This window comes from Bowmanella yangjiangensis (assembly GCF_017255015.1).
Classification (GTDB): domain Bacteria; phylum Pseudomonadota; class Gammaproteobacteria; order Enterobacterales; family Alteromonadaceae; genus Bowmanella; species Bowmanella yangjiangensis.
This window is the reverse complement of record NZ_JAFKCS010000011.1, coordinates 90,539-110,051: the sequence shown is the minus strand read 5'-3', so window position 1 is coordinate 110,051 and position 19,513 is coordinate 90,539. Positions and strand designations below refer to the sequence as shown.

The following is a 19,513-nucleotide window of genomic DNA, read 5'->3' as shown; positions in this document are numbered from 1 at the left end:
GGAGAAAAGAATGATACATGCCAAATACAGCCCTTATGTTTTCTCATTTTTTATGGCGTTGCTGATGTCCGGCATAATGTCGCTAGTGATCACCTTGTTTAACATAGGATTGGTGGAGGCTATTGTGGTGCTGTGGCTAAAGGCTTGGTTGTTTGCATTTAGTGTGGCGTTTCCCACTATTATTTTGGTCACTCCCTTGGTGCGACGATTAGTGGCTTTGGTAATACGTCAAGATGCATTAGTTAACTAATAGGGAAGAGCTATGAAAACGGATTTGCTGTTGGATGCAATTATCATAGGTGTTGGAGCGACTGCGGTGATGGATATCTGGGCGTTTTTTCTCAAACGTGCGATGAATATTGCTTCTTTGAATTTTTGTATGGTGGGGCGGTGGCTATGCCATATGCCAGAAGGTCGTTTTACTCATACTGCGATTGGCAAAGCAGAAGCTCGTGACGCTGAATGTTTGGTGGGGTGGGCGGCGCATTATCTTATCGGTGTACTGTTTGCCTTTGTGTGGCTGCTTTGTATAAACGGGATCATACAGATGTCACTGTTTTCTGCGCTACTTTTTGGCGCGGTCACTGTGCTAATCCCCTACTTTATTATGCAACCTGCGCTGGGGATGGGATTCATGGCGTCAAATGCTCCAACCCCGTGGAGGGCCAGGGGAAAAAGCCTAATTACACATCTGGTCTTTGGGTTGGGTATGTATTTATCAGCGCTTATTATTAGGGGAGTTTAGGGGCTGCTTGTTGTGTTTTTAGTGCTTCTGCCGCCAACTTTTGCAAAACAACAGAGAGCTGTTCATCATTAATCTTCCCTTGCTGATATTGCACTTCAATGTCGATAACCCCCAACAAAGAAAATGCCAAAATTGCAAAAACATACAGCATGATAAAAGTCGCTTTCGCGGAAAGGTGAATACAATCGGCGCTGAGTCTAACTGATTTAGTTGCTGTAGGTGATGGCAAGATAACAGGCCGGCACGAGACCGGCCTGCAAAGGTATTTAGCCTGTATTGCGCATGCCAACAGCTATACCTGCAATGGCTACCATCATGGCGCGCTCCAGGATTGGGTTATCCAGCTCAGATTTACGCACCCTGTCTAACAGCTCAATCTGCAGCAGATGCAACGGCTCTAGATAAGCGGCCCGGATCTGCATTGATTCACGCCCTTGTGGATCCTGCTCCAGCGCACTGCTTTGTTTCATTAACTTGAAGATCATCGCTTGGCTTTGTGCCAGCTCTTCTCGCAGGGCTTCGCCAAAGTATTGCAGTGACTCTGGAACTAAGCGCTTATCGTACTCGGCACTGATACGAGGGTCTGCTTTAGCAAACACCATGTCGAGCATGGATAGACGGGTCTTGAAGAATGGCCAGTCATTGATCATCTCTTCCAGCACCACTTGTTTCTTATCGCCATCGAGCGCATGGTCTACCGCCTTCATAACACCCAGCCAGGAAGGCAATACCAGGCGGTTTTGTGCCCAGGCGAAAATCCAGGGAATAGCTCGTAAGCTTTCTACTCCGCCATCTGGCTTGCGTTTAGAAGGACGGCTACCTAAGGGTAATTTGCCTAGTTCCTCTTCCGGTGTAGCGGCTCTGAAATAAGGAACGAAGTTGGCATCTTGGCGCACCACCTGCCGATAGTTATCGCAGCCACGGGAGGCCATTTCATTCATTAAACTTCGCCACTCGGCTTTGGGAGCCGGTGGAGGCAGCAAAATGGCTTCAAGTATGGCGCTGGCGTAAAGTTTCAGGCTTCGATTCGCCAGTGCCGACATGCCAAATTTATAGCGGATGGTTTCCCCTTGTTCTGTTACCCGGAAACCGCCTTTCAGTGAGCCAGGTGGCTGGGAAAGAATAGCAGCATGCGCCGGTAACCCGCCGCGACCTATGGTTCCGCCCCGACCATGGAATAGGGTCAACTCGATACCACGACTATCGGCCAGGGCAACCAGTTTTTCCTGAGATTGATATTGTCCCCAGCCTGCGGCCAGCGCGCCTGCATCCTTGGCAGAATCAGAATAACCAATCATCACGTACTGACGTCCCTGGATATAGCCTCTGTACCAGTCAATATCCAGCAGCTTGGTGGTGACGTCTGCTGCATTATTAAGGTCATCCAGGGTTTCAAACAGTGGGGCAACCGGCATAGGCCAGTTAATACCAGCTTCTTGCAACAACAACTGTACCGCCAACACGTCTGATGGCTGGCTGGCCATGGAGATAATATAGATACCAAAACCATCCTGGCTCTGTGAGGCGATTACTGAGCAGGTATCCAACACCTCCTGAACATCCTGACTGGGTTGCCACTTTCTGGGGAGAAGTGGACGGCGCGAGGCTAATTCACGCAGCAGGAACGACTGTTTGTCCTCTTCGCTCCAACTAAGATAATCACCTATACCCAGATAACGGGTCAGCTCGCTTAGTACCTGACCATGACGCTCCGAATGTTGTCTGACATCCAGCTTAAGCAAGTGAATACCAAAGCAGTGCGCTCGGCGTATAGTATCCAGAAGCTCTGCATCGGCAATGCTCTTTAAGCCTGTTTCACAAAGCGAGTGATAGCAAAGTAGCAGGGGGTTAAGCAGCTCTTCCTGAGATGCTATCCAACGTTGTGGGTTTGCATTGCGGCCATGTAAATAATCATCAATGCCGTCATGGGTTTCTTCCAGTCTGTCACGCAAGGTACGCAGGATTTTGCGATAAGGCTCGCGATCCTGCTCAGCTGCTTTCATCAGCTCGTCTGTACCAACACTCATGGAAAGTTCCACCTGCAGGCGGTTAACATCATTGAAGAACAATCGTGCAGCGCGCTTTCTGGCCAGCAGCAAGACCTGCTCTGTTACTTTGGCGGTGACAAATGGGTTGCCATCACGATCACCACCCATCCAAGAGGAAAATCTGACCGGACAGGCGTCAAGCGGCATGGCCTGGTCAAATTGACTGCGAAATTTATCATCCATTTCACGCAGAAACTGGGGCACGGCATCCCAGAGTGAATTTTCAATCACCGAGAAGCCCCATTGAGCCTCATCAACGGGTGTTGGTCTGACCGAACGGATCTCTTCGGTATGCCAAGCTTGGCAGATAAGCGCAGAAATACGCTTAAGTAGCTGGGCTCGCTCGGTACTCGTCAGGTTGTAGCCGTGTATGGTGGCCAAACAATGGGCCAGTTCGCTGTATTTATGGATCAGAGTGCGGCGTGTGACTTCCGTCGGGTGTGCTGTCAATACCAGATCGATGCGAAGTTGTTGCAGTGCTTGCTGGAAGGTTTTCCCTGCCAGATTGTTTTGCTTTAGCTTGTCACTTAGCTGATCCAGGGGGTCTTCCGAAGGTTGTGAGCTATTAAACTCCTGCTCGGCAATATTGGCCAGGTTTAAAAATTGAGCGAAAGCTCTACCTACAGTAAGCAGGTCGGCGTCATCCAAATCGGCAAATAATGCCTGAAGTTCCTGACCCGCCTTTTCATCCCCTTGTGATGCACTGCGGCCGTGCTTTCTTATGGTCTCAATCCTGTCTAACCAATCTTTACCCAACTGAGCTTCAATGGTTTCGCCTAAGATGCTACCAAGCTCCCTTACTGTATCCATCAATTGATGATCGATTGGCGCTGACATGAGGTCCTCCAACGTGTTGCTGATTTTCGGGATGTCCCGTTAGTTTTTGTAATTTTATTACAATAACCTGATTCGTATCGCTTGTCGAAACTTTGACTTAGAACGGTCGGTTATATAAGAACGGCGGAACATCTTAGATATTCCCCTAAGCATTATGGGGTAAGGGCTTTACGGCAAAGCCCTTACCCCTGAAAGGCGGGCTAGACGGCGATAACGGAGTTATCTTCCAGGCTGAGAGGTGAGGGAACATAGGTATCTGCATCCCAGTCATTCTCCCATACTTTGTCATCAAGCAGATAACGAAACTGGTACTGACTGTCCTTTGGCAGCTCCAATGTGGCAGTAAAGTCCCCATTTTTCAATTTTTTCATGGGCGTTGCGGCGCTATCCCATGCATTGAAATCTCCCAGCAAACGTACGCTTTGGGCATGCCGGGCTTCCTGTTTGGACAATTTGAAGGTCACCTTACAAACGGGTTTAGACTTCAGATATTGCTTCTTGAAACTCATGACGAATGCTCCTTGTTGTTTGTAATTAAATTACATGACGCATAGGCGTACCTATCATCTATACCAGAGATGAGTAAAAATTCACCCATCAACACGGAATATACTGATAACTGCCGGGCATATGCAGTATGAGAGCCCTAGTTTGGCAGACTGGTGTCACATCAACAAAGAGTGTAGCGCTTCTTAGGTCACATGCCTTATTGCTTTGCTGAAACAAGGATGAGAGCACTAACTTGCAAAGAGGGGGATTGAAGAACACAAATAATAAAAAAGCCCCATTTGCAGGGGCTTAATTTCAGCGCAATATCAGAGAATGCTCTCTGATTGTCACTTCTTGTAATTAGAAGCGACCACGGCTGTTAGAGTGACCACCTGTTCTTGGCTTGGGTGGACGAGCTTCGTTAACAACCAGAGCACGACCGGAAACTTCTTTACCGTTCAGACTCTCGATGGCAGCTTCAGCCTCAGCACGATTTTCGAACTCGACAAAACCAAAGCCTTTAGAGCGATTGGTTTCACGGTCTGTGATGATTTTGGCGGAGCTAACGGCACCGAACGCAGCGAATGCTGCTTCCAAATCAGCGTCTGTCATTTGATATGACAAGTTTCCAACATATAGTTTCATTGCAAGTTTTCTCACGGCTGTTAAGTATCTACGCCATCAAGGGAGCCAACAGCCAGAATCGCCCGATGTCGTGCAGCAAGCAACCATTGCTTACTACTTAGTTCAACTCTAGTGTGAGGCAAACAACTCATAAGAGCAACAAAGATTTACGTAAAATCTGATTATTTACTGTGCAATTCAGATTGGCCCAAAAAATTTATCTGCTCAAAGAGGAAATTCAACGCTCTGATTCGGTGATAACTTCGCTTTCCTGCTTGGCATCTTCATACCATTGACGCAGCGGGTGCAACGATAGAACTTGTTCCTGATAACGGCGCAGACGAGCGTTTCTTAACGTCACGCCATAAGTCTTAAAGCGGGTAACCACCGGGGCAAACATCGCGTCCACAATACCAAACTCACCAAACAAAAACGGCCCCGGTTGGTCATGAAGGCAATTTTCCCAGATGTCTTGTATGCGCGTGATATCTTGTTCAAGGTGACTGGTAATATCTATATGCACATGCTGTCGGCGGCAGTTCATTGGCATCTGCTGGCGCAATGTTGAAAATCCACTATGCATTTCAGCGCTTAGGCTACGGGCTCTGGCCCTGGCTTTTTGATCCTGAGGCCAGGCGTGAATGGCCGGGAAGAGTTCGGCCAGATATTCCATAATGGCCAGTGAATCCCAAACAACCAAATCCTGATGATAAAGAATCGGCACCAAGCCAGCTGGCGAACGGGCTAATAAATCCTGTTTGCTGTGTGCTTGATAAAGCGGAACTTGCACTTCATCAAAGGCGATATCGTGCATTCGCATCAGCAACCAGGGGCGAAGGGACCAGGACGAGTAATTCTTGTTGCCAATAACCAGGGTTAAGTTTGCCATTGCTATCTCCATTGCAAGAAGGGGGGAAACAGTATGTCAGCTTTGCTTTGTACTTTGAATGAAACAGCAGTCTACTTTTAGATGGTCAGTGGATACGCCAGTTTGGCTGATTTCTCTGATGCCTGTCCTTGTAAAGGAAGCATCTGCAAAATCCGCACGAATGATGTAGTCTTTGAAATGGCCGAGGGGCGTGGTTAGGTTGTTTCAGTTCTCTTGTCCAATCAATATATGGTGATTTAAGCGGTTTCATCATGGGCGTTGGGATGCGCCCTGTGATAATGATGCTTTGGGACAGCATCAGTGCAGGGTAGTCCTGCAGTACTGAATAAAAACGTAGTGACTCATCATGCTCGACCATGCTTCTTTCTACCGCAGCTTCCTGCAATTTATGCAACGTTCCTGTGAACCTATGCTGTTGCTTAGGCAAGGGCAACTACTAGCTTCAAATCAAGCCTTGCTGGATGTTTTGGGCTATCAGAATGATTTGCTATTACAACAAGTGCCGCTTAGTTCCCTTTGCCGGTCAGCAGAAGGCGATACTCAGATGCATTTCGCGGCTTGTCTTGATGCTGGGCAAGGAAGTTGCAACTGTCAGTGGCGTGCTCTCAACGGTGAATGGTTGGAAGCACAATGCCACTTTACCCGGCTTGCAGATGGTAACGAGGACATCTTGCATGTCAGTCTGCGTTTTCAGGACCAATTTGGTCCTAGTGCCAATGTGCAATTGCAGTTGTATGAACAGGTATTTGATTCCTCCAATGAGGCTGTCGTAATAACAGATAAACACCAGAAAATAGTGTATGCCAATAGAGCATTTTGTGATTTATCCGGCTATACGGTGAACGAATTGGTCAGCCAAGATATTCGCTTGCTACGTTCAGGCAAGCATGATGACGATTTCTTTTTGAATATAACCCTACAACTGATGGAAAAAGGGTTCTGGAGTGGTGAGCTGTGGGATAGAAATAAGCAGGGGCAAGATTTTCTCTGCCAAGTTCGTCTCAGTGCCATTTTGGATGAATACCGCCGGCCTTGTTATTTCGTTGGTGTGTATTCAGATGCCGGTAGTCATACTGGCTCCCTACACCAACTTCGGACACTGGCCTACCAGGATGAATTAACCGGGCTGCCCAACCGTGCCTTGCTGATGCAGTTGATCCCACACCAAATCAACCAATGCCGCCGTGAGGGAGGGAGTTTTGGTCTGATGTTTCTCGATTTGGACAGATTTAAACAGGTAAACGATAGCATGGGGCACGAGGCAGGCGATATGTTACTGCGCATGGTAGCCGAGCGTTTCAGCGCCGTACTGCGCACTAGTGACACTGTGGCTCGCCTCGGAGGCGATGAATTTGTGGTATTAGTGAGTCATGCCAGTGGCCCAGAGTCTGTATCCCGAGTCGCAGAGAAAATTATTCAATGCCTGGAGAAACCATTCCTCATCAGAGGTCAGGCTGTTGAGGTGGGGGCAAGCATTGGTATCAGCCTGTTTCCACAAAATACTGAGCAGGCGGCCGAGCTATTGCATCAGGCCGATATTGCTATGTACAGAGCCAAAAAATCGCCAGAGTCATCTTTTGTATTTTTTTGCGAAGATCTCAATCAGGAATTGGTCCATTACAAACAGGTCGAACAGCAAATCCGTGAAGGCCTGAAACGCGGCGAGTTTATTCCTTATTACCAGCCGCAGGTTGATAGTCTGACCGGACAGTTTGTCGGTGTTGAATGTCTGGCGCGTTGGCGGCATACCTCGAGAGGAATCATTCCAGCCACCGAGTTTATATCGGTCGCTGAGCGCTCGGGGTTGATTCAAGAGGTTTTCTTGCAAGTGCTGGGGCAGGCGATCGCGCATATCGGTCTCTGGAAACAGATGTACGACAGGCAAATTCAAGTGTCAGTCAATATATCCGGGCACCAGTTTTGTGATTACCAGAATATCGAACAGATGTCGGAACTGCTTAAAGAGTCAGGTTTAGCACCGGGATCGGTTAAAACCGAAATCACAGAGAGCTCCCTGATGGACAACGGACAATACTTATTGGAGCGTTTGGCCTGGGTGAAAACAGCCGGATTCAGTATTGCTCTGGATGACTTCGGCAGCGGTTACTCGTCGTTGCGCCAGCTCAATATTCTGCCGGTAGAAACCCTGAAAATTGATCGCTCATATATGTCCAATATGGAAGATGAACCTGGTGACCGCCTTATTATTAAAGCGATTATCCAACTATCTAAGACCCTGGGAATCGGTGTGGTGGCACAAGGGGTGGAACGTCAGGAGCAAGTGACGTTCCTGCAGGAAAATGGTTGTCACGTGATGCAGGGGTATCATTTCAGCAAGCCCTTGCCAGCCGCTGAATTTGAACGCTTACTGGCCACGCAGGCTGGCTGACTGAGGGCGGAATTTATCTACCCACATGGCGGTCGCGCCGCAAATGGCCACCGGCATCACTAAAAAGTTAACAATGGGCACCATGGCAAATAACGTGACAGCCAGACCAAAAGAAAATGCCGTACCCTTTTTGTCACTCAACTGTGCACGCATCACTGGAAAAGGTACCTTGTGATTGTCAAAAGGGTAGTCGCAATATTGAATGGCCATCATCCAGGCCGTAAACAAAAACCAGATAACCTGACCAAAAACTGGCAGCAAAAAGAAAATAATTAAAAAGCCAAGGGCGCGGGGAATATAGTAAACCAGCTTAGTCCATTCCCGGCCCAGAGTGCGTGGTACGTCTTTAAGTATTGCCGTGAATCCACCGTCATCAAAACGCTGACCGGTTAAATGCTGTTCTACACGTTCTGCCAGTAACCCGTTAAAAGGGGCGGCAAGCCAATTGGCGATACTGGAAAAAATAAAGGAAAAGGTGACCAGAATAATAACCACGGCCAAAGGCCAGAGTATCACGCTTAACCAGTCCCGCAGCCAGGACAGCCATTCAGGCACTAAGTCCATCACCCATATGATGGCACCATCAATTTGTTGCAATAAGAAGTAAAATGCCACGGAAAACAGCAGCAAATTGACCATCAGCGGAATAAAAACAAAACGTTTCAGTCCCTTGGTCTGGATAAGTTGAAAACCCTGGAAAAAGTAAGCGACACCGCTTTTGGGCTGTTGGCCTTGCATGAGTCTCCCGGCAGCTTTTATCTTTGAGATAAATAGGTTACCGCAATTGATTGATGGACAGAATTCCTTAATTGTTACACATCTTGAGTTTTGGTAGAGTCGAACCGCGCCTAAGAAGCTACAACAATAATAGGACCCATGCGCTTAAAGAAAATCAAACTGGCCGGATTCAAATCCTTCGTGGATCCTACCAGTATTCCCTTTCCAGACGATATGACAGCCATTGTGGGTCCCAATGGCTGTGGTAAGTCCAATGTAATCGACGCGGTGCGCTGGGTACTGGGTGAAAGCTCGGCTAAAAACCTGCGTGGCGATGCGATGACCGACGTTATTTTTAACGGTTCAACCGCCAGAAAACCGGTTTCCCAATGCAGTGTTGAACTGGTTTTTGATAACAGCAGTGGCCGCATTCAGGGTGAGTACGCCAAGTACAATGAATTGTCGGTCAAGCGCCTGGTCACCCGTGACGGGCAATCGAATTATTTCCTTAATGCCTCTAAATGTCGCCGACGCGACGTAACGGATCTGTTCTTGGGCACCGGCCTTGGGCCGCGCAGTTACGCCATTATTGAACAAGGCATGATATCCCGCCTCATTGAGTCCAAGCCGCAGGAGCTGCGTATCTTTATAGAAGAGGCGGCCGGTATCTCCAAATACAAGGAACGACGCCGTGAAACCGAGACTCGTATCCGCCATTGCCGGGACAATCTGGAGCGGTTAAATGATGTGCGCGGTGAACTGGGACAGCAGTTGGAAAAGTTGCAACGTCAGGCCGCAGCGGCGAAACGATACAAAGAACTCAAGGCTAAGGAACGTAAGTTAAAGGCGGAGTTAGCTGCGCTGCGCTGGCTTAAACACTCGTCCCAGATCACTGAACTTGAACAGGCTATTGCCCAGCGTGAGACCGAAATAGAAGAAGTCGTCGCCAGGCAGCGTGGTGATGAGCGGGGAATAGCTGGCTATCAGGAGAAAGTTGCGGATATCAAACAGCAATTGGCAGATGTACAGCAGCAGGTTTTTCAGGTGGGTAATCAGATTACCCGGTTGGAACAAACACAAATTCATGCTCGCCAGCGCCAACAGCAAATAGCCCAGGAGCTTGAACAGCTTCAGCACAGTTTGCAGCAATTGCAGCAAGAACGCGGGCAGGAACAGGAAAGCCTGGAGCTTATTAGTGCCAGCCTGAGTGAGCTTGAACCCGAGCAGGAACTTCTGCTCGAGCAGCAACATCAGGCACAGCTCGTGCTGCATGATGCCGAGCAACAATGGCAAGACCAGCAGGACACATGGCGACGCCAGGAACAAGATATCTTTGCCCTTAAGCAGCAGGTACAAAGCCGTCAGACACAAATTCAGTCGTTGCAAACCTTGTATGAACGAGAACAGCAGCGTTTAGCCGAGATGCAACGATCGCTGGCTGAGTTACAGGAAAGTAACCAAGATACAGAGCTACAACAACAAGAGAAGATTTTGCTTGAAAGCAAAGCCGCTTTGGAACAAGCCGGACTGCAACTGTCTGAGGCCGAGAAGGCCAAAGATGACGCTGATGTAAAAGTGCAAGAACACAAACAGATGCAGTTAACCCTGTCTGGGCAGCAACAACATTTGCAGGCCAATTTGTCTGCATTGACGGCCATGCAGCAAAGTAGTGGTGGGCGGGATAATGCTGTTCAGGCTTGGTTAGCTGAGCTGCCTGAACAACCCAAATCAGCCTGGCAATGGCTGGAGGTTGAGCAAGGATGGGAAAAGGCCCTGGAAACCGTGATGGGGGACTGGCTCGCGGCTAGTGTTATCGAAGACGGTAAGTATCCTGACATTGACGGCAGTGCGTGGTTGCTGGCGCAGCACATGACCACAGATAAACCCGTGGGTACACTGGCCAGCAAGATCAAAAGTGAGCGGGTGCCGGATTGGTTGACACGGGTACAGATTGCAGATGAAAACCGCGCGCTTGAGTCGCAGCTTGATGGGCTTGCCGAGGGCTATAGCCTGATTAACAAGCAAGGACATTGGTTGGGACTGGGCTGGGTGAGTATAGGCAGCAGAAGCAATCAGCAAGGTATTCTTGACAGAGCAAAACAGATTCAACAGTTGCAAGACGAGTTGAATGCACTGCGGATAAACGCAGAGCAGCATGAAAATGAAATGGCCGAAGCACAGCAAGCGCTGCTTTTGCACCGCGAACAAAGTGAACAGGCTAAACGCTTATACCGTCAATTGGAACGGGATTGTATTGAACTTGAACAGCGTCACCGGCTGTTAATAGAGCAGCGTGAGCTGCGATCTAGCCAAACGCACAGATTGCAGGGCCAGATTGTCCAACTTGAAGAGCAGTTGGATGAAGATAAGATCAAACAAGAAACGCTGGCGGCCGAGCTTGAAGAGTTGCAATTGCAACTGGACTCACAGAGCGACAGTGAACAGGACAACCTAAAGCATCGAGAGGATCTGCAGCGGCAGTTGTCTGTGCAGCGTGCTCAGGTTGATGAGCTGCGCAGCAAGGTGCATCAGATGGCGTTGCAGGTACAAGGCTTACAAAGCCGCCAGCAACATGCTCAGCAAAATTCAAATCGCCTGAACCAGGCGTTGCAAAGTGCCGAACAGCGAAGAGTTGCGCTGATAGAAGAACAAATGCATTGGCAATCCCCCTTTGAGGAGCAGACTGAGCAACTGCAGGAACTGTTAGCTCAGCGTCTGTTGCTTGAAGATCAGCAAGCTGACCTATCTGCGCAATTACAAAATGCCCAGGCCGAACTTGAACAGGTGCAAAAAGGGCAGCAGGGGATCACGGAGCGGATAGGGCAGTTACGCGAGGTTCAACAAAGCCTGAAATTGGAAGCCGAAGGGGCCAAAGTGCGGGCCAATGCAGTGCTGGAGCAATTGCAGGAAATGAACCAGCCTCTTAAGCCTGTACTCGAAACTCTGGATGAGGCGGCGGATGAGAAAGTGTGGCAGGAAGAACTGGATAAAACGCAGGCTTCGGTGTCCCGACTTGGTGCTGTCAACCTGGCAGCAGTGGAAGAGTACGACATTCAATCCGAACGTAAACAGCACCTGGATGAGCAACATGAGGATCTAACCGGTGCCTTGGATACCTTGGAAGGGGCTATCCGCAAGATAGATAAAGAAACCCGCGGTCGTTTCCGGGATACCTTTGATAAGGTTAATGAAGACCTGAAAATGCTGTTTCCTAAAGTGTTTGGTGGGGGTTCTGCCTATCTGGAACTTACCGATGATGATTTACTCGAAACTGGCGTAACTATCATGGCGCGGCCACCCGGCAAGAAAAATAGCACCATTCATCTGCTTAGCGGTGGAGAAAAAGCCCTGACCGCTTTATCATTGGTGTTTGCTATTTTCAGGCTGAATCCGGCACCCTTTTGTTTGCTGGACGAAGTGGATGCACCCTTGGACGATGCGAACGTGGGACGTTTTTGCAAACTGGTTTCAGAGATGTCCAAGACAGTGCAGTTTATTTATATCACCCATAACAAGATTGCGATGGAAATGGCGTCACATCTTACCGGTGTTACTATGGCGGAACCTGGTGTTTCACGTATGGTAGCGGTGGATGTGGATGAAGCTGTCGCGCTTGCGGAATTATAAAAAGATAAGATGGAAGAATTACGTCTGACTTTTCTCGTTTTTGGTGCCCTGGCCATTGCAGGGATCTTAGTTCATGGCCTATGGACGGTTAGGAAGAAAAATGCCAAGAAACGCCAGGACAAACCCGCTTTTTTAGATTATCAAGCGCGTCAGCAAGCTGAACCTCAGTTTGATGGCGATTCGGATTTTGATCCCGACGCCGTTCGCAGTGAACCCCAGTTAAACGACTTTGACGAGCTTGGCTTAGGGCCTGTCAGGGTGGTGAAAAGTGCTGAGAAAAAGGCACCGGAACCTGCCAGCCAGGAACCGCAAGCGCCAGCACCAGAGCCTGTCATTGATGAGGTGGTGATTGCCTGTGACAAACCCGAGTCTGTGCGCGAGGAGTCGCGCGATCAGCACCTTGTACCTGAGCCGCCTAGCTCATTATTACGCAAAGATTTGGCAAAAATTGATCAAGACCTTGCGCAAAGTGCAACTGCTCAACCTGTCAGACAAGAGCCTGTATTAGAACCGCAGATAAGGGTGTCAGAAGCACCTGAAGATAATGTCAATGTCGAGCAACCTGTGGTTGAAACCCCGCCGCTGAAGCCTGGTTTTGCGGAACAGGCACGTAATTTGGTGATGGGCAAAAAGCCTGATGCCACGCCAAAGCGTCGTGAACCGCAGATGCGTAACAGTAAATTGCGTGAAGATCAGATGCGCATCGATTTTGACGATGAACCCGCCGTAGAGCCCAAACCTGAAACCGCTCCAGCTCAGCCTGCCAAGCCGGTTAATCAGGAAGTCTTGGTGCTGAATATTAAGTCACCGGATAACAAACCTATCTCGGGTGCCAGCTTGCTACCGGCCTTGCTTACCCTCGGGTTTAAGTTTGGTGAGCAGGATATTTTCCATCGACACGTAAACAGTAATGGTAAAGGGCCAGTACTGTTTAGTCTGGCTAATATGTTTAAACCTGGCGTGTTTGATGTAGACAATTTGGAAACCTTTTCTACCCAAGGCTTGTCGCTGTTTATGATTCTGCCTATTGAAGGTGATCCACATCAGGTGTTTAACATGATGCATAATGCAGCCCGGAAGCTAGCCGATGAGTTTGGTGCGCAAGTGCTGGACGGTCGAAGAGCTGTGTTAACAAAGCAAAGTTTGCAGCAATACGTAGAGAAAATTCGCGAGTTCGAAAGAAAACGCATGATTAGAAAAGCGAACTGAGCCTAGCTTCGTTTCCAATTGGCCGGTATTGCGTTTTAGAACATCGCAATACCGGTGTGCGGTGGCGGGCCACCATCCATCCTGTACTTCGCTTGTGTGAATAACACTGGCTTAACGCTTCCTGAGATCCTGTGGTGAGAGACAATGCAAAACTCAGTTACTCAACGCCTGGCTGAACTTCGGGCTACCCTCAACGATTACAACTACCAATATTATGTACTGGACGATCCTAGCGTACCCGATGCTGAATACGACAGGGTAATGCAGGAGTTAAAAGCGCTGGAGACTCAGCACCCAGATCTGATTACCCCAGACTCACCCAGCCAGAAAGTCGGTGGGGAGCCCGTTTCCGCCTTTGGTGAAGTGACCCATGAAGTGCCTATGCTGTCTTTGGACAACGCCTTTGATGACCAGGATTTTCAGGCTTTTGTTAAACGGGCTCAGGACAGATTAAAGCGCCCCTTAAACTCAGGTTTTTGCTGTGAACCCAAACTGGATGGCTTGGCGGTTAGTTTACTGTATGAGAATGGCCAGTTAGTCAGGGGCGCGACTCGCGGTGATGGGCGGACCGGTGAGAATATTACCGCCAATGTCAAAACCATAGGTAATCTGCCGCTGGCGTTAAGGGGGAAAGGCTATCCGGCGCGCTTGGAAGTGCGTGGCGAAGTGTTTATGCGCCGTGACGGCTTTGAAAAGCTCAATCAGATGCAGGCTGAGCAGGGTAAAAAGCAGTTTGCTAATCCGCGCAATGCGGCGGCGGGGAGTTTACGCCAGTTAGACTCGCGCATTACTGCCTCAAGACCACTGACATTTTATGCTTATTCTGTGGGCCTGGTGGAAGACGATGTAGAAGAATTGGCCGATACCCACTATGGCCGTTTACAGCAGCTAAAAGCCTGGGGACTCCCCTTATGCCCTGAAATCAGGCTGGTTGATGATAGCCAAGCCTGCAGCGATTTTTACCAGCAGATTCTGCAGAAACGCGATGCGCTGGCCTATGAGATTGATGGTGTGGTCATCAAAATTGACGACCTTGGCGTTCAGCAGGAACTGGGTTTTGTGGCAAGAGCGCCGCGCTGGGCAATTGCCTGGAAGTTTCCTGCCCAGGAAGAGATGACCAAACTTTTGGATGTAGAATTTCAGGTTGGCCGCACTGGTGCTATTACGCCGGTAGCCAGGTTGCAGCCGGTGTTTGTGGGTGGGGTTACGGTTTCCAACGCCACCTTGCACAATCAGGATGAAATTCAGCGTTTGGGCATCAAGATTGGTGATACCGTGGTAATTCGCCGCGCTGGTGATGTTATCCCGCAAGTCGTGTCAGTGGTTGAGGCGAAACGCCCCGACAATGCTCGCGATATTCAATTCCCAGAGCATTGCCCTATCTGTGACTCTCAGGTTGAAAAACTCGAATCCGAAGCTGTGGCACGCTGCACCGGCGGATTGGTCTGTGCGGCGCAGCGTAAAGAAGCGCTTAAGCATTTTGCCTCAAGAAAGGCGTTGGACGTGGATGGCCTGGGCGATAAGCTTATCGAACAGCTTGTGGATATGGACTGGATCCATACGCCCGCGGATTTATTCCGCTTGGATTTGGCTAAGTTGTCCTCTTTGGAGCGCATGGGTGAAAAGTCAGCAGCCAATTTGGTTAACGCGCTGGAGCAGGCCAAACAAACCACCCTACCAAGATTTTTGTACTCCCTTGGGATCCGAGAAGTGGGCGAGGCCACGGCAGCCAACCTGGCGCAGCACTTTTTAACCTTGCCTGCGCTGCGAGAGGCCAGCCTGGAGGCGTTACAACTCGTCCCTGACGTGGGAGAAGTGGTTGCTACCCATATCGTCAATTTCTTTGCCGAGCCGCACAATCAGCAAGTGGTTGATGCGTTGATTGAAGTGGGGATTAATTGGCCAGCCATAGAGGTAAAAGATGCATCTGAATTGCCGTTAGATGGCCAGACCTTTGTGATTACTGGTACTTTGACCAACATGGATAGAAACGAAGCCAAGGCTAAGCTGCAAAGTCTAGGAGCTAAAGTGGCGGGCAGTGTGTCAGCCAAAACCCATTGCTTGGTGGCGGGTGAAAAAGCTGGCTCTAAACTGGCTAAGGCCAGTGAACTGGGTGTGAAAGTGATGAACGAAGAAGAGATGCTGGCGTTATTTGCCGAGCATAACGTTTAAGTTATTCGGTCAGTTAATAGCTTGCCGCGAGAGCGAGAAGAATATGCAGGATATGTTGTTGCAAGTGACACGCTGGTTGTCGCCTTATCTGGCTGAAATTGCCATGACCTTAGTGGCCACTATTCTGGTGGTGTATGGCGATGTGGCCAACAAGCAAATAAAAGCCTTGCTCAGCCCTTACCATTTTGTACTTCGTACCCTGGTGTTTGTGCTGATTTGTGCCTTTGGCTACGGTGCTTTTATCTTGTTTGTGACGCCCTTTATCAAGGATTTACTGGTCATGATCCCAAGTTTGTACCGTGGTGTAGTGATCATTTCGAGCTTCTTGTTACTGGGCTATCTGGCTGAGCAGCGCCGTTACATTTGATGAAGCAGTACAAGGCAATCTTGCCCCTCAAATATTACGACAATGAGGGGCGCATTAAGCCTAGCTGGCCTGTATTTGTTAGCCTTCTAGTGTTAATGCGGGCGTTTTTGGTGTTTATCGCTTCGATTAGCTACCGACCCGACACTGGTTTATTGTTGTCCTTATTCTATCCCGACCGGCATTATTTTTATGCCAGTATGCTGGTTGGGTTACCAGCGTTGTTGGTTATGTCGGCGGTATTGTGGCGCCATTGGTTAAGAGAACATTGGCGCGGGGGATTTTTGCTGCTCAAACCTTTGGTGATGCTGGCCCTGTTGGCTGATTTGCTATTGCACGTGCATATGGCCAACCATGGCCACTGGGCATTTTCATGGTTATTGGCTGTCACTATTCTTGCTGACATGCTGATGCTCATGTATTGGCTGCGCAGCCGTACATTACGAATGATGTTACAGGACTGGCAAAAGATCTGAGATATACCTTCTTGCAGCCGGTTATCCTTGGAACCTTGTAACGGAGAATGCAGTGCCGCTATATCAGTTGTGTGATAAGCCCAACGCGTCCCTTGTTAACATGGCTGACAGACTATTCAAGCTGGTGCCAATAACAGCTACTGTACATTATTGCTCACAGCTTGATCAAAGTAACTTTTCACGCTGATCTGGCTGTCATTTACCAAGCGTTGATAACAAATGCCGGCAAAAGCGTAGGTGTGACCTGCATATTCCAACACTATATAAGGGGCTTCTGGATTGCTTTGGTCGTAGTGCCAGCTTCCACCCACGAGCTTTCTGAAAATTTCACCTACATAGGCACCATAGAGATTACAGACGGTGAATACAATATTGTTTTCCAATGCGGATTCCTGATATTTCTCCAGCCACTTCAGAATCACCACGTCAACTAACGCGACACTTTGCGGGCTGTGATCAAGTTCAATACCGAATTCTTCACGGGTGGTGAGTACCGCATTGTGCGCGGTATCAGACATTAAGCTTGCCAGCTCATCTTTAGTCATTTGCATTATTATTCCTCGGGTCTTGCCCTGAATCTGGGGCTTTCAATTGGCGGTGAGCCAGAATGAGTTCCTGAAGCAATCTGGTGCCAGGGCCCGAGGTATCCGGGCGCGGCAAAACTAACCAATTAATATGTTTACGAAAACTGCTATGGCGTATGGACAGACGAACCAGCTTGCCTTGCTTAACTAAATCTCTTACTTCATGGCAAGGCAGCCAGCAAAAGCCAATACCCTGACAGAGTAAGTCAATGGCAGTTTGAAACTGACTGACGGTCCAGCGTAACTCAGATTTTAGCCAGCCCTGTTTTTCCTGTGGGCTGGCAGACGTGTCTTTAATGACCAGCTGCAAGTGATGCTCCAGTTCATTGGAATCAAGTGGGGAAGGCATCTGTGCCAGAGGATGCGAAGGATGGCATACCGCTTCAAAATATATTTCGCCAATGGCCTCACCCAAATAGCCACGAGGTACACTGCCGCCAATGACCAAGTCTGCCCATCCTTGGGTAATGGCATCTTCGGTACCTGTCAATACGGTATCCAATAGTTTCACCCGGCTGCCGCGACTTTGTGGCAAAAAGTCCGCCAACACTGGGTAAAGCAAAGCTCTGGGGTAGGCTAAATCAACAGCCAGGGTAATCTCCGGCTCCCAGTCCTGGTTGATGCTCTCCGCCAGTGCTTCCAGTTCTTCAACATCCTGAGTAAGGTGGCGGGAGCGGCGCAGCATCACTTCACCGGCTTCGGTTAAGAAGGCTTTGCGTCCCTTAACTTCCAAAAGTTGCACGTTCAACAAGCCCTGCAGTTTGGCAACTGCATGGTTTAGCGAAGACTGGCTTTTGTTCAATTTAGTGGCTGCCTGCGCATATCCACCGTAATCAACAACCGCTTGCAGTATCCGCCACTGTTCTAACGTGGTTTTGGGCCGGTACATGGCTGAATTTTCTATTTTTTAGATAGGTTCCCTATGCTAGTGCTGCATCAGGGGAAAAGCAATGCCATCGAGGCTGAATGAATCACTTCGCCCACACCATTAGTGCAGGCGAAGTAAAGCGCTCAGGGTAGGGAAGGTAACTCGAGATCCGGCGTTTGCGCTGATGGTTGCCTGTCAAACCGGCTATCTGGTGTAGTTTGAGGATAAATAAAGCCACCATTTCTTAGATAGAAAACCTCATTCGTGCTGCCCCCCTGAAAATCCAGACGATTTTCATCGCGCCCTGTAGCATCCACACTAAAGCGCGCGTGGGTCAGCTCATGCCACTGTTCATTGGTATCCCTCACCCATTGATTCTGATACGAGGCTGAGCGGGGTTGATCGCCGTATTGGGTCAGAAAGTTTTCTAAAAAACTATGTAAACGGGTGGCATAGGTGGAGGTTTGTGGTCGTTTGAAGCTCGCGACAAACTGCCATTGGGTTTCTGATGCCACTTTAAACCAGGCACTATAGTCCGTACTGTTGTCCTGATTTGGACTGACGCGTAATAAGAAACTGTAAGTGCTATCAGCCTGCCAATAATGTTTCAAATAGCTTTGTCCACCGGCGCCTTCATTGCCAAACTCACCTGTGTAAACACCATCGCCTTTGGCTAACAGCTGTATACGTTGGTCGGCTGGGATCTGGCTAGGATCATCGGTTTGAAAGGGACTCCAGACCGAGAACAGAACTCGTCGCTCTACGTCAGAATTTACCTGAATACCAAAGTAACCTTCGGCAAAGCCATTGGCCATAAAATACGAGCCAGGTATATCCTGACCGGACGGCACGGTTATTTCTGAATAAAACCATTCAATATCGGCATTTTGAGGCGTGTCATAGTTTAGATGCACTGAGGGACCTCGCCGTCCCCAATAAGGGTTGCTGTGCTCGAGAAAGTTCACTCGGGTTGCGCTATTCGCTGGCCAAAGCCTGAAACTATGCAACTGTGGCGGTGGTGTACCTGCTGTTTCTTTGCTCAGAATACGCACTTTGTGATAACCCGCTGGTAGAGACAATTCCAGCAATGGATAAAGCATGTTGCTGTGTAATGTTACTGGAATGGTGTTGCCGGCGATTTCAATTGCGACCTTGTGTGGGGAGCTACTGTCAGCCTCCAATGCCAGAATCACAGTGTCGCTTCTGTCGGTTGCAAAATAATTGTTCAAAATCTGCTGGTTGTCTTTCCAATCAAGTGTCTCAGGATGGCTGTCATCAACTAATTTCTGGCTTTGTGAGGGGGATGATTCAACCCAGGTATTGTAGCTGATGGGCACCTCAATACCCTGGCTGTCAGGCAGGATCAGCGAGTTGGGTTGTTCAAGTGGTTGCTCAGTATTATCGCTGTTACTTCCACAGCCACTTAGCAAAGCAGAAATGAATAAAACACCGGTTAACAATAGTTTCATGTAATG

Annotated in this window: 17 protein-coding genes; 8 read left to right on the top strand and 9 right to left on the bottom strand. The window is 49.0% G+C overall.

The genetic code is table 11. The annotated features are described in order from the left end of the window. Positions 1-10: 10 nt before the first annotated feature. Together J0A65_RS12685 and J0A65_RS12680 are read left to right on the top strand one after the other, a co-directional pair. On the top strand, positions 11-250 hold the full coding sequence (locus tag J0A65_RS12685; protein WP_206594557.1) for a DUF2798 domain-containing protein: 240 nt from the start codon (positions 11-13) through the stop codon (positions 248-250). A 12-nt stretch (positions 251-262) separates the two neighbouring features. Beyond that, complete coding sequence (locus J0A65_RS12680; RefSeq protein WP_206594556.1) at positions 263-745, top strand: DUF2938 domain-containing protein; 483 nt, start codon at positions 263-265, stop codon at positions 743-745. On the opposite strand, the gene J0A65_RS12675 is transcribed toward J0A65_RS12680, so the two are convergent. The 5 genes from J0A65_RS12675 to J0A65_RS12655 form a co-directional block, all read right to left on the bottom strand. After that, complete coding sequence (locus J0A65_RS12675; protein WP_206594555.1) at positions 732-896, bottom strand: hypothetical protein; 165 nt, start codon at positions 894-896, stop codon at positions 732-734. The genes J0A65_RS12680 and J0A65_RS12675 overlap by 14 nt on opposite strands. 115 nt (positions 897-1,011) lie before the next feature. Beyond that, positions 1,012-3,630: a phosphoenolpyruvate carboxylase gene (gene ppc, locus J0A65_RS12670; protein ID WP_206594554.1), complete on the bottom strand. Its 2,619-nt coding sequence runs from the start codon at positions 3,628-3,630 to the stop codon at positions 1,012-1,014. A 200-nt stretch (positions 3,631-3,830) separates the two neighbouring features. Further along, a complete protein-coding gene (locus J0A65_RS12665) occupies positions 3,831-4,139 on the bottom strand; it encodes an isoamylase early set domain-containing protein (RefSeq protein ID WP_206594553.1) in 309 nt (102 codons plus the stop codon). A gap of 340 nt (positions 4,140-4,479) precedes the next feature. After that, a complete protein-coding gene (locus J0A65_RS12660; protein WP_102795213.1) occupies positions 4,480-4,764 on the bottom strand; it encodes an RNA recognition motif domain-containing protein in 285 nt (94 codons plus the stop codon). Positions 4,765-4,981: 217 nt separating this feature from the next. Then, positions 4,982-5,632 carry a glutathione S-transferase family protein gene (locus J0A65_RS12655; protein WP_206594552.1) on the bottom strand — a complete coding sequence of 217 codons (651 nt, stop codon included), beginning with the start codon at positions 5,630-5,632 and terminating at the stop codon, positions 4,982-4,984. 346 nt (positions 5,633-5,978) lie between these two features. On the opposite strand from J0A65_RS12655, the gene J0A65_RS12650 reads away from it, so the two are divergent. Beyond that, positions 5,979-8,021: a putative bifunctional diguanylate cyclase/phosphodiesterase gene (locus tag J0A65_RS12650; RefSeq protein ID WP_206594551.1), complete on the top strand. Its 2,043-nt coding sequence runs from the start codon at positions 5,979-5,981 to the stop codon at positions 8,019-8,021. Here J0A65_RS12650 and cysZ read toward each other — a convergent pair. After that, positions 7,998-8,759: a sulfate transporter CysZ gene (gene cysZ, locus J0A65_RS12645; protein ID WP_206594550.1), complete on the bottom strand. Its 762-nt coding sequence runs from the start codon at positions 8,757-8,759 to the stop codon at positions 7,998-8,000. The genes J0A65_RS12650 and cysZ overlap by 24 nt on opposite strands. Positions 8,760-8,897: 138 nt before the next feature. Between cysZ and smc the strand changes: the two genes are divergently transcribed. From smc to J0A65_RS12620, 5 genes are all read left to right on the top strand, one after another. Beyond that, positions 8,898-12,365: a chromosome segregation protein SMC gene (gene smc / locus J0A65_RS12640; RefSeq protein ID WP_206594549.1), complete on the top strand. Its 3,468-nt coding sequence runs from the start codon at positions 8,898-8,900 to the stop codon at positions 12,363-12,365. 9 nt (positions 12,366-12,374) lie between these two features. Further along, complete coding sequence (zipA, locus tag J0A65_RS12635) at positions 12,375-13,574, top strand: cell division protein ZipA (protein ID WP_206594548.1); 1,200 nt, start codon at positions 12,375-12,377, stop codon at positions 13,572-13,574. Between the two features lie 144 nt (positions 13,575-13,718). Further along, positions 13,719-15,746, top strand: a complete 2,028-nt coding sequence (gene ligA, locus J0A65_RS12630; RefSeq protein WP_206594547.1) for an NAD-dependent DNA ligase LigA — start codon at positions 13,719-13,721, stop codon at positions 15,744-15,746. Between the two features lie 43 nt (positions 15,747-15,789). After that, positions 15,790-16,113, top strand: a complete 324-nt coding sequence (locus J0A65_RS12625) for a DUF3392 domain-containing protein (RefSeq protein ID WP_206594546.1) — start codon at positions 15,790-15,792, stop codon at positions 16,111-16,113. Next, complete coding sequence (locus J0A65_RS12620) at positions 16,113-16,586, top strand: DUF2919 family protein (protein WP_206594545.1); 474 nt, start codon at positions 16,113-16,115, stop codon at positions 16,584-16,586. Before J0A65_RS12625 ends, J0A65_RS12620 begins: the two co-directional genes overlap by 1 nt. 137 nt (positions 16,587-16,723) lie before the next feature. Here J0A65_RS12620 and J0A65_RS12615 read toward each other — a convergent pair whose 3' ends face one another. The 3 genes from J0A65_RS12615 to J0A65_RS12605 all read right to left on the bottom strand — a co-directional run bounded on the left by J0A65_RS12615 (position 16,724) and on the right by J0A65_RS12605 (position 19,507). Further along, entirely contained in the window at positions 16,724-17,137 is a 414-nt protein-coding gene (locus J0A65_RS12615) for a hypothetical protein (RefSeq protein ID WP_206594544.1), read from the bottom strand. After that, on the bottom strand, positions 17,124-18,059 hold the full coding sequence (locus J0A65_RS12610) for a LysR family transcriptional regulator (protein WP_206594543.1): 936 nt from the start codon (positions 18,057-18,059) through the stop codon (positions 17,124-17,126). The genes J0A65_RS12615 and J0A65_RS12610 overlap by 14 nt, the downstream gene beginning before the upstream one ends. Positions 18,060-18,181: 122 nt before the next feature. Then, on the bottom strand, positions 18,182-19,507 hold the full coding sequence (locus J0A65_RS12605; RefSeq protein ID WP_206594542.1) for a DUF3472 domain-containing protein: 1,326 nt from the start codon (positions 19,505-19,507) through the stop codon (positions 18,182-18,184). Between the last annotated feature and the right edge of the window lie 6 nt (positions 19,508-19,513).

What these genes read in the sequence shown, in the direction of transcription:
- zipA (WP_206594548.1), top strand. Translation starts at nt 12,375, where the DNA reads ATGGAAGAATTACGTCTGACTTTTCTCGTTTTTGGTGCCCTGGCCATT.
- cysZ (WP_206594550.1), bottom strand. Translation starts at nt 8,759, where the DNA reads ATGCAAGGCCAACAGCCCAAAAGCGGTGTCGCTTACTTTTTCCAGGGT.
- J0A65_RS12675 (WP_206594555.1), bottom strand. Translation starts at nt 896, where the DNA reads ATGCTGTATGTTTTTGCAATTTTGGCATTTTCTTTGTTGGGGGTTATC.
- J0A65_RS12620 (WP_206594545.1), top strand. Translation starts at nt 16,113, where the DNA reads ATGAAGCAGTACAAGGCAATCTTGCCCCTCAAATATTACGACAATGAG.
- ligA (WP_206594547.1), top strand. Translation starts at nt 13,719, where the DNA reads ATGCAAAACTCAGTTACTCAACGCCTGGCTGAACTTCGGGCTACCCTC.
- J0A65_RS12615 (WP_206594544.1), bottom strand. Translation starts at nt 17,137, where the DNA reads ATGCAAATGACTAAAGATGAGCTGGCAAGCTTAATGTCTGATACCGCG.
- J0A65_RS12605 (WP_206594542.1), bottom strand. Translation starts at nt 19,507, where the DNA reads ATGAAACTATTGTTAACCGGTGTTTTATTCATTTCTGCTTTGCTAAGT.
- J0A65_RS12665 (WP_206594553.1), bottom strand. Translation starts at nt 4,139, where the DNA reads ATGAGTTTCAAGAAGCAATATCTGAAGTCTAAACCCGTTTGTAAGGTG.
- J0A65_RS12610 (WP_206594543.1), bottom strand. Translation starts at nt 18,059, where the DNA reads ATGTACCGGCCCAAAACCACGTTAGAACAGTGGCGGATACTGCAAGCG.
- J0A65_RS12625 (WP_206594546.1), top strand. Translation starts at nt 15,790, where the DNA reads ATGCAGGATATGTTGTTGCAAGTGACACGCTGGTTGTCGCCTTATCTG.
- J0A65_RS12680 (WP_206594556.1), top strand. Translation starts at nt 263, where the DNA reads ATGAAAACGGATTTGCTGTTGGATGCAATTATCATAGGTGTTGGAGCG.
- J0A65_RS12685 (WP_206594557.1), top strand. Translation starts at nt 11, where the DNA reads ATGATACATGCCAAATACAGCCCTTATGTTTTCTCATTTTTTATGGCG.
- ppc (WP_206594554.1), bottom strand. Translation starts at nt 3,630, where the DNA reads ATGTCAGCGCCAATCGATCATCAATTGATGGATACAGTAAGGGAGCTT.
- smc (WP_206594549.1), top strand. Translation starts at nt 8,898, where the DNA reads ATGCGCTTAAAGAAAATCAAACTGGCCGGATTCAAATCCTTCGTGGAT.
- J0A65_RS12660 (WP_102795213.1), bottom strand. Translation starts at nt 4,764, where the DNA reads ATGAAACTATATGTTGGAAACTTGTCATATCAAATGACAGACGCTGAT.
- J0A65_RS12650 (WP_206594551.1), top strand. Translation starts at nt 5,979, where the DNA reads ATGCTCGACCATGCTTCTTTCTACCGCAGCTTCCTGCAATTTATGCAA.
- J0A65_RS12655 (WP_206594552.1), bottom strand. Translation starts at nt 5,632, where the DNA reads ATGGCAAACTTAACCCTGGTTATTGGCAACAAGAATTACTCGTCCTGG.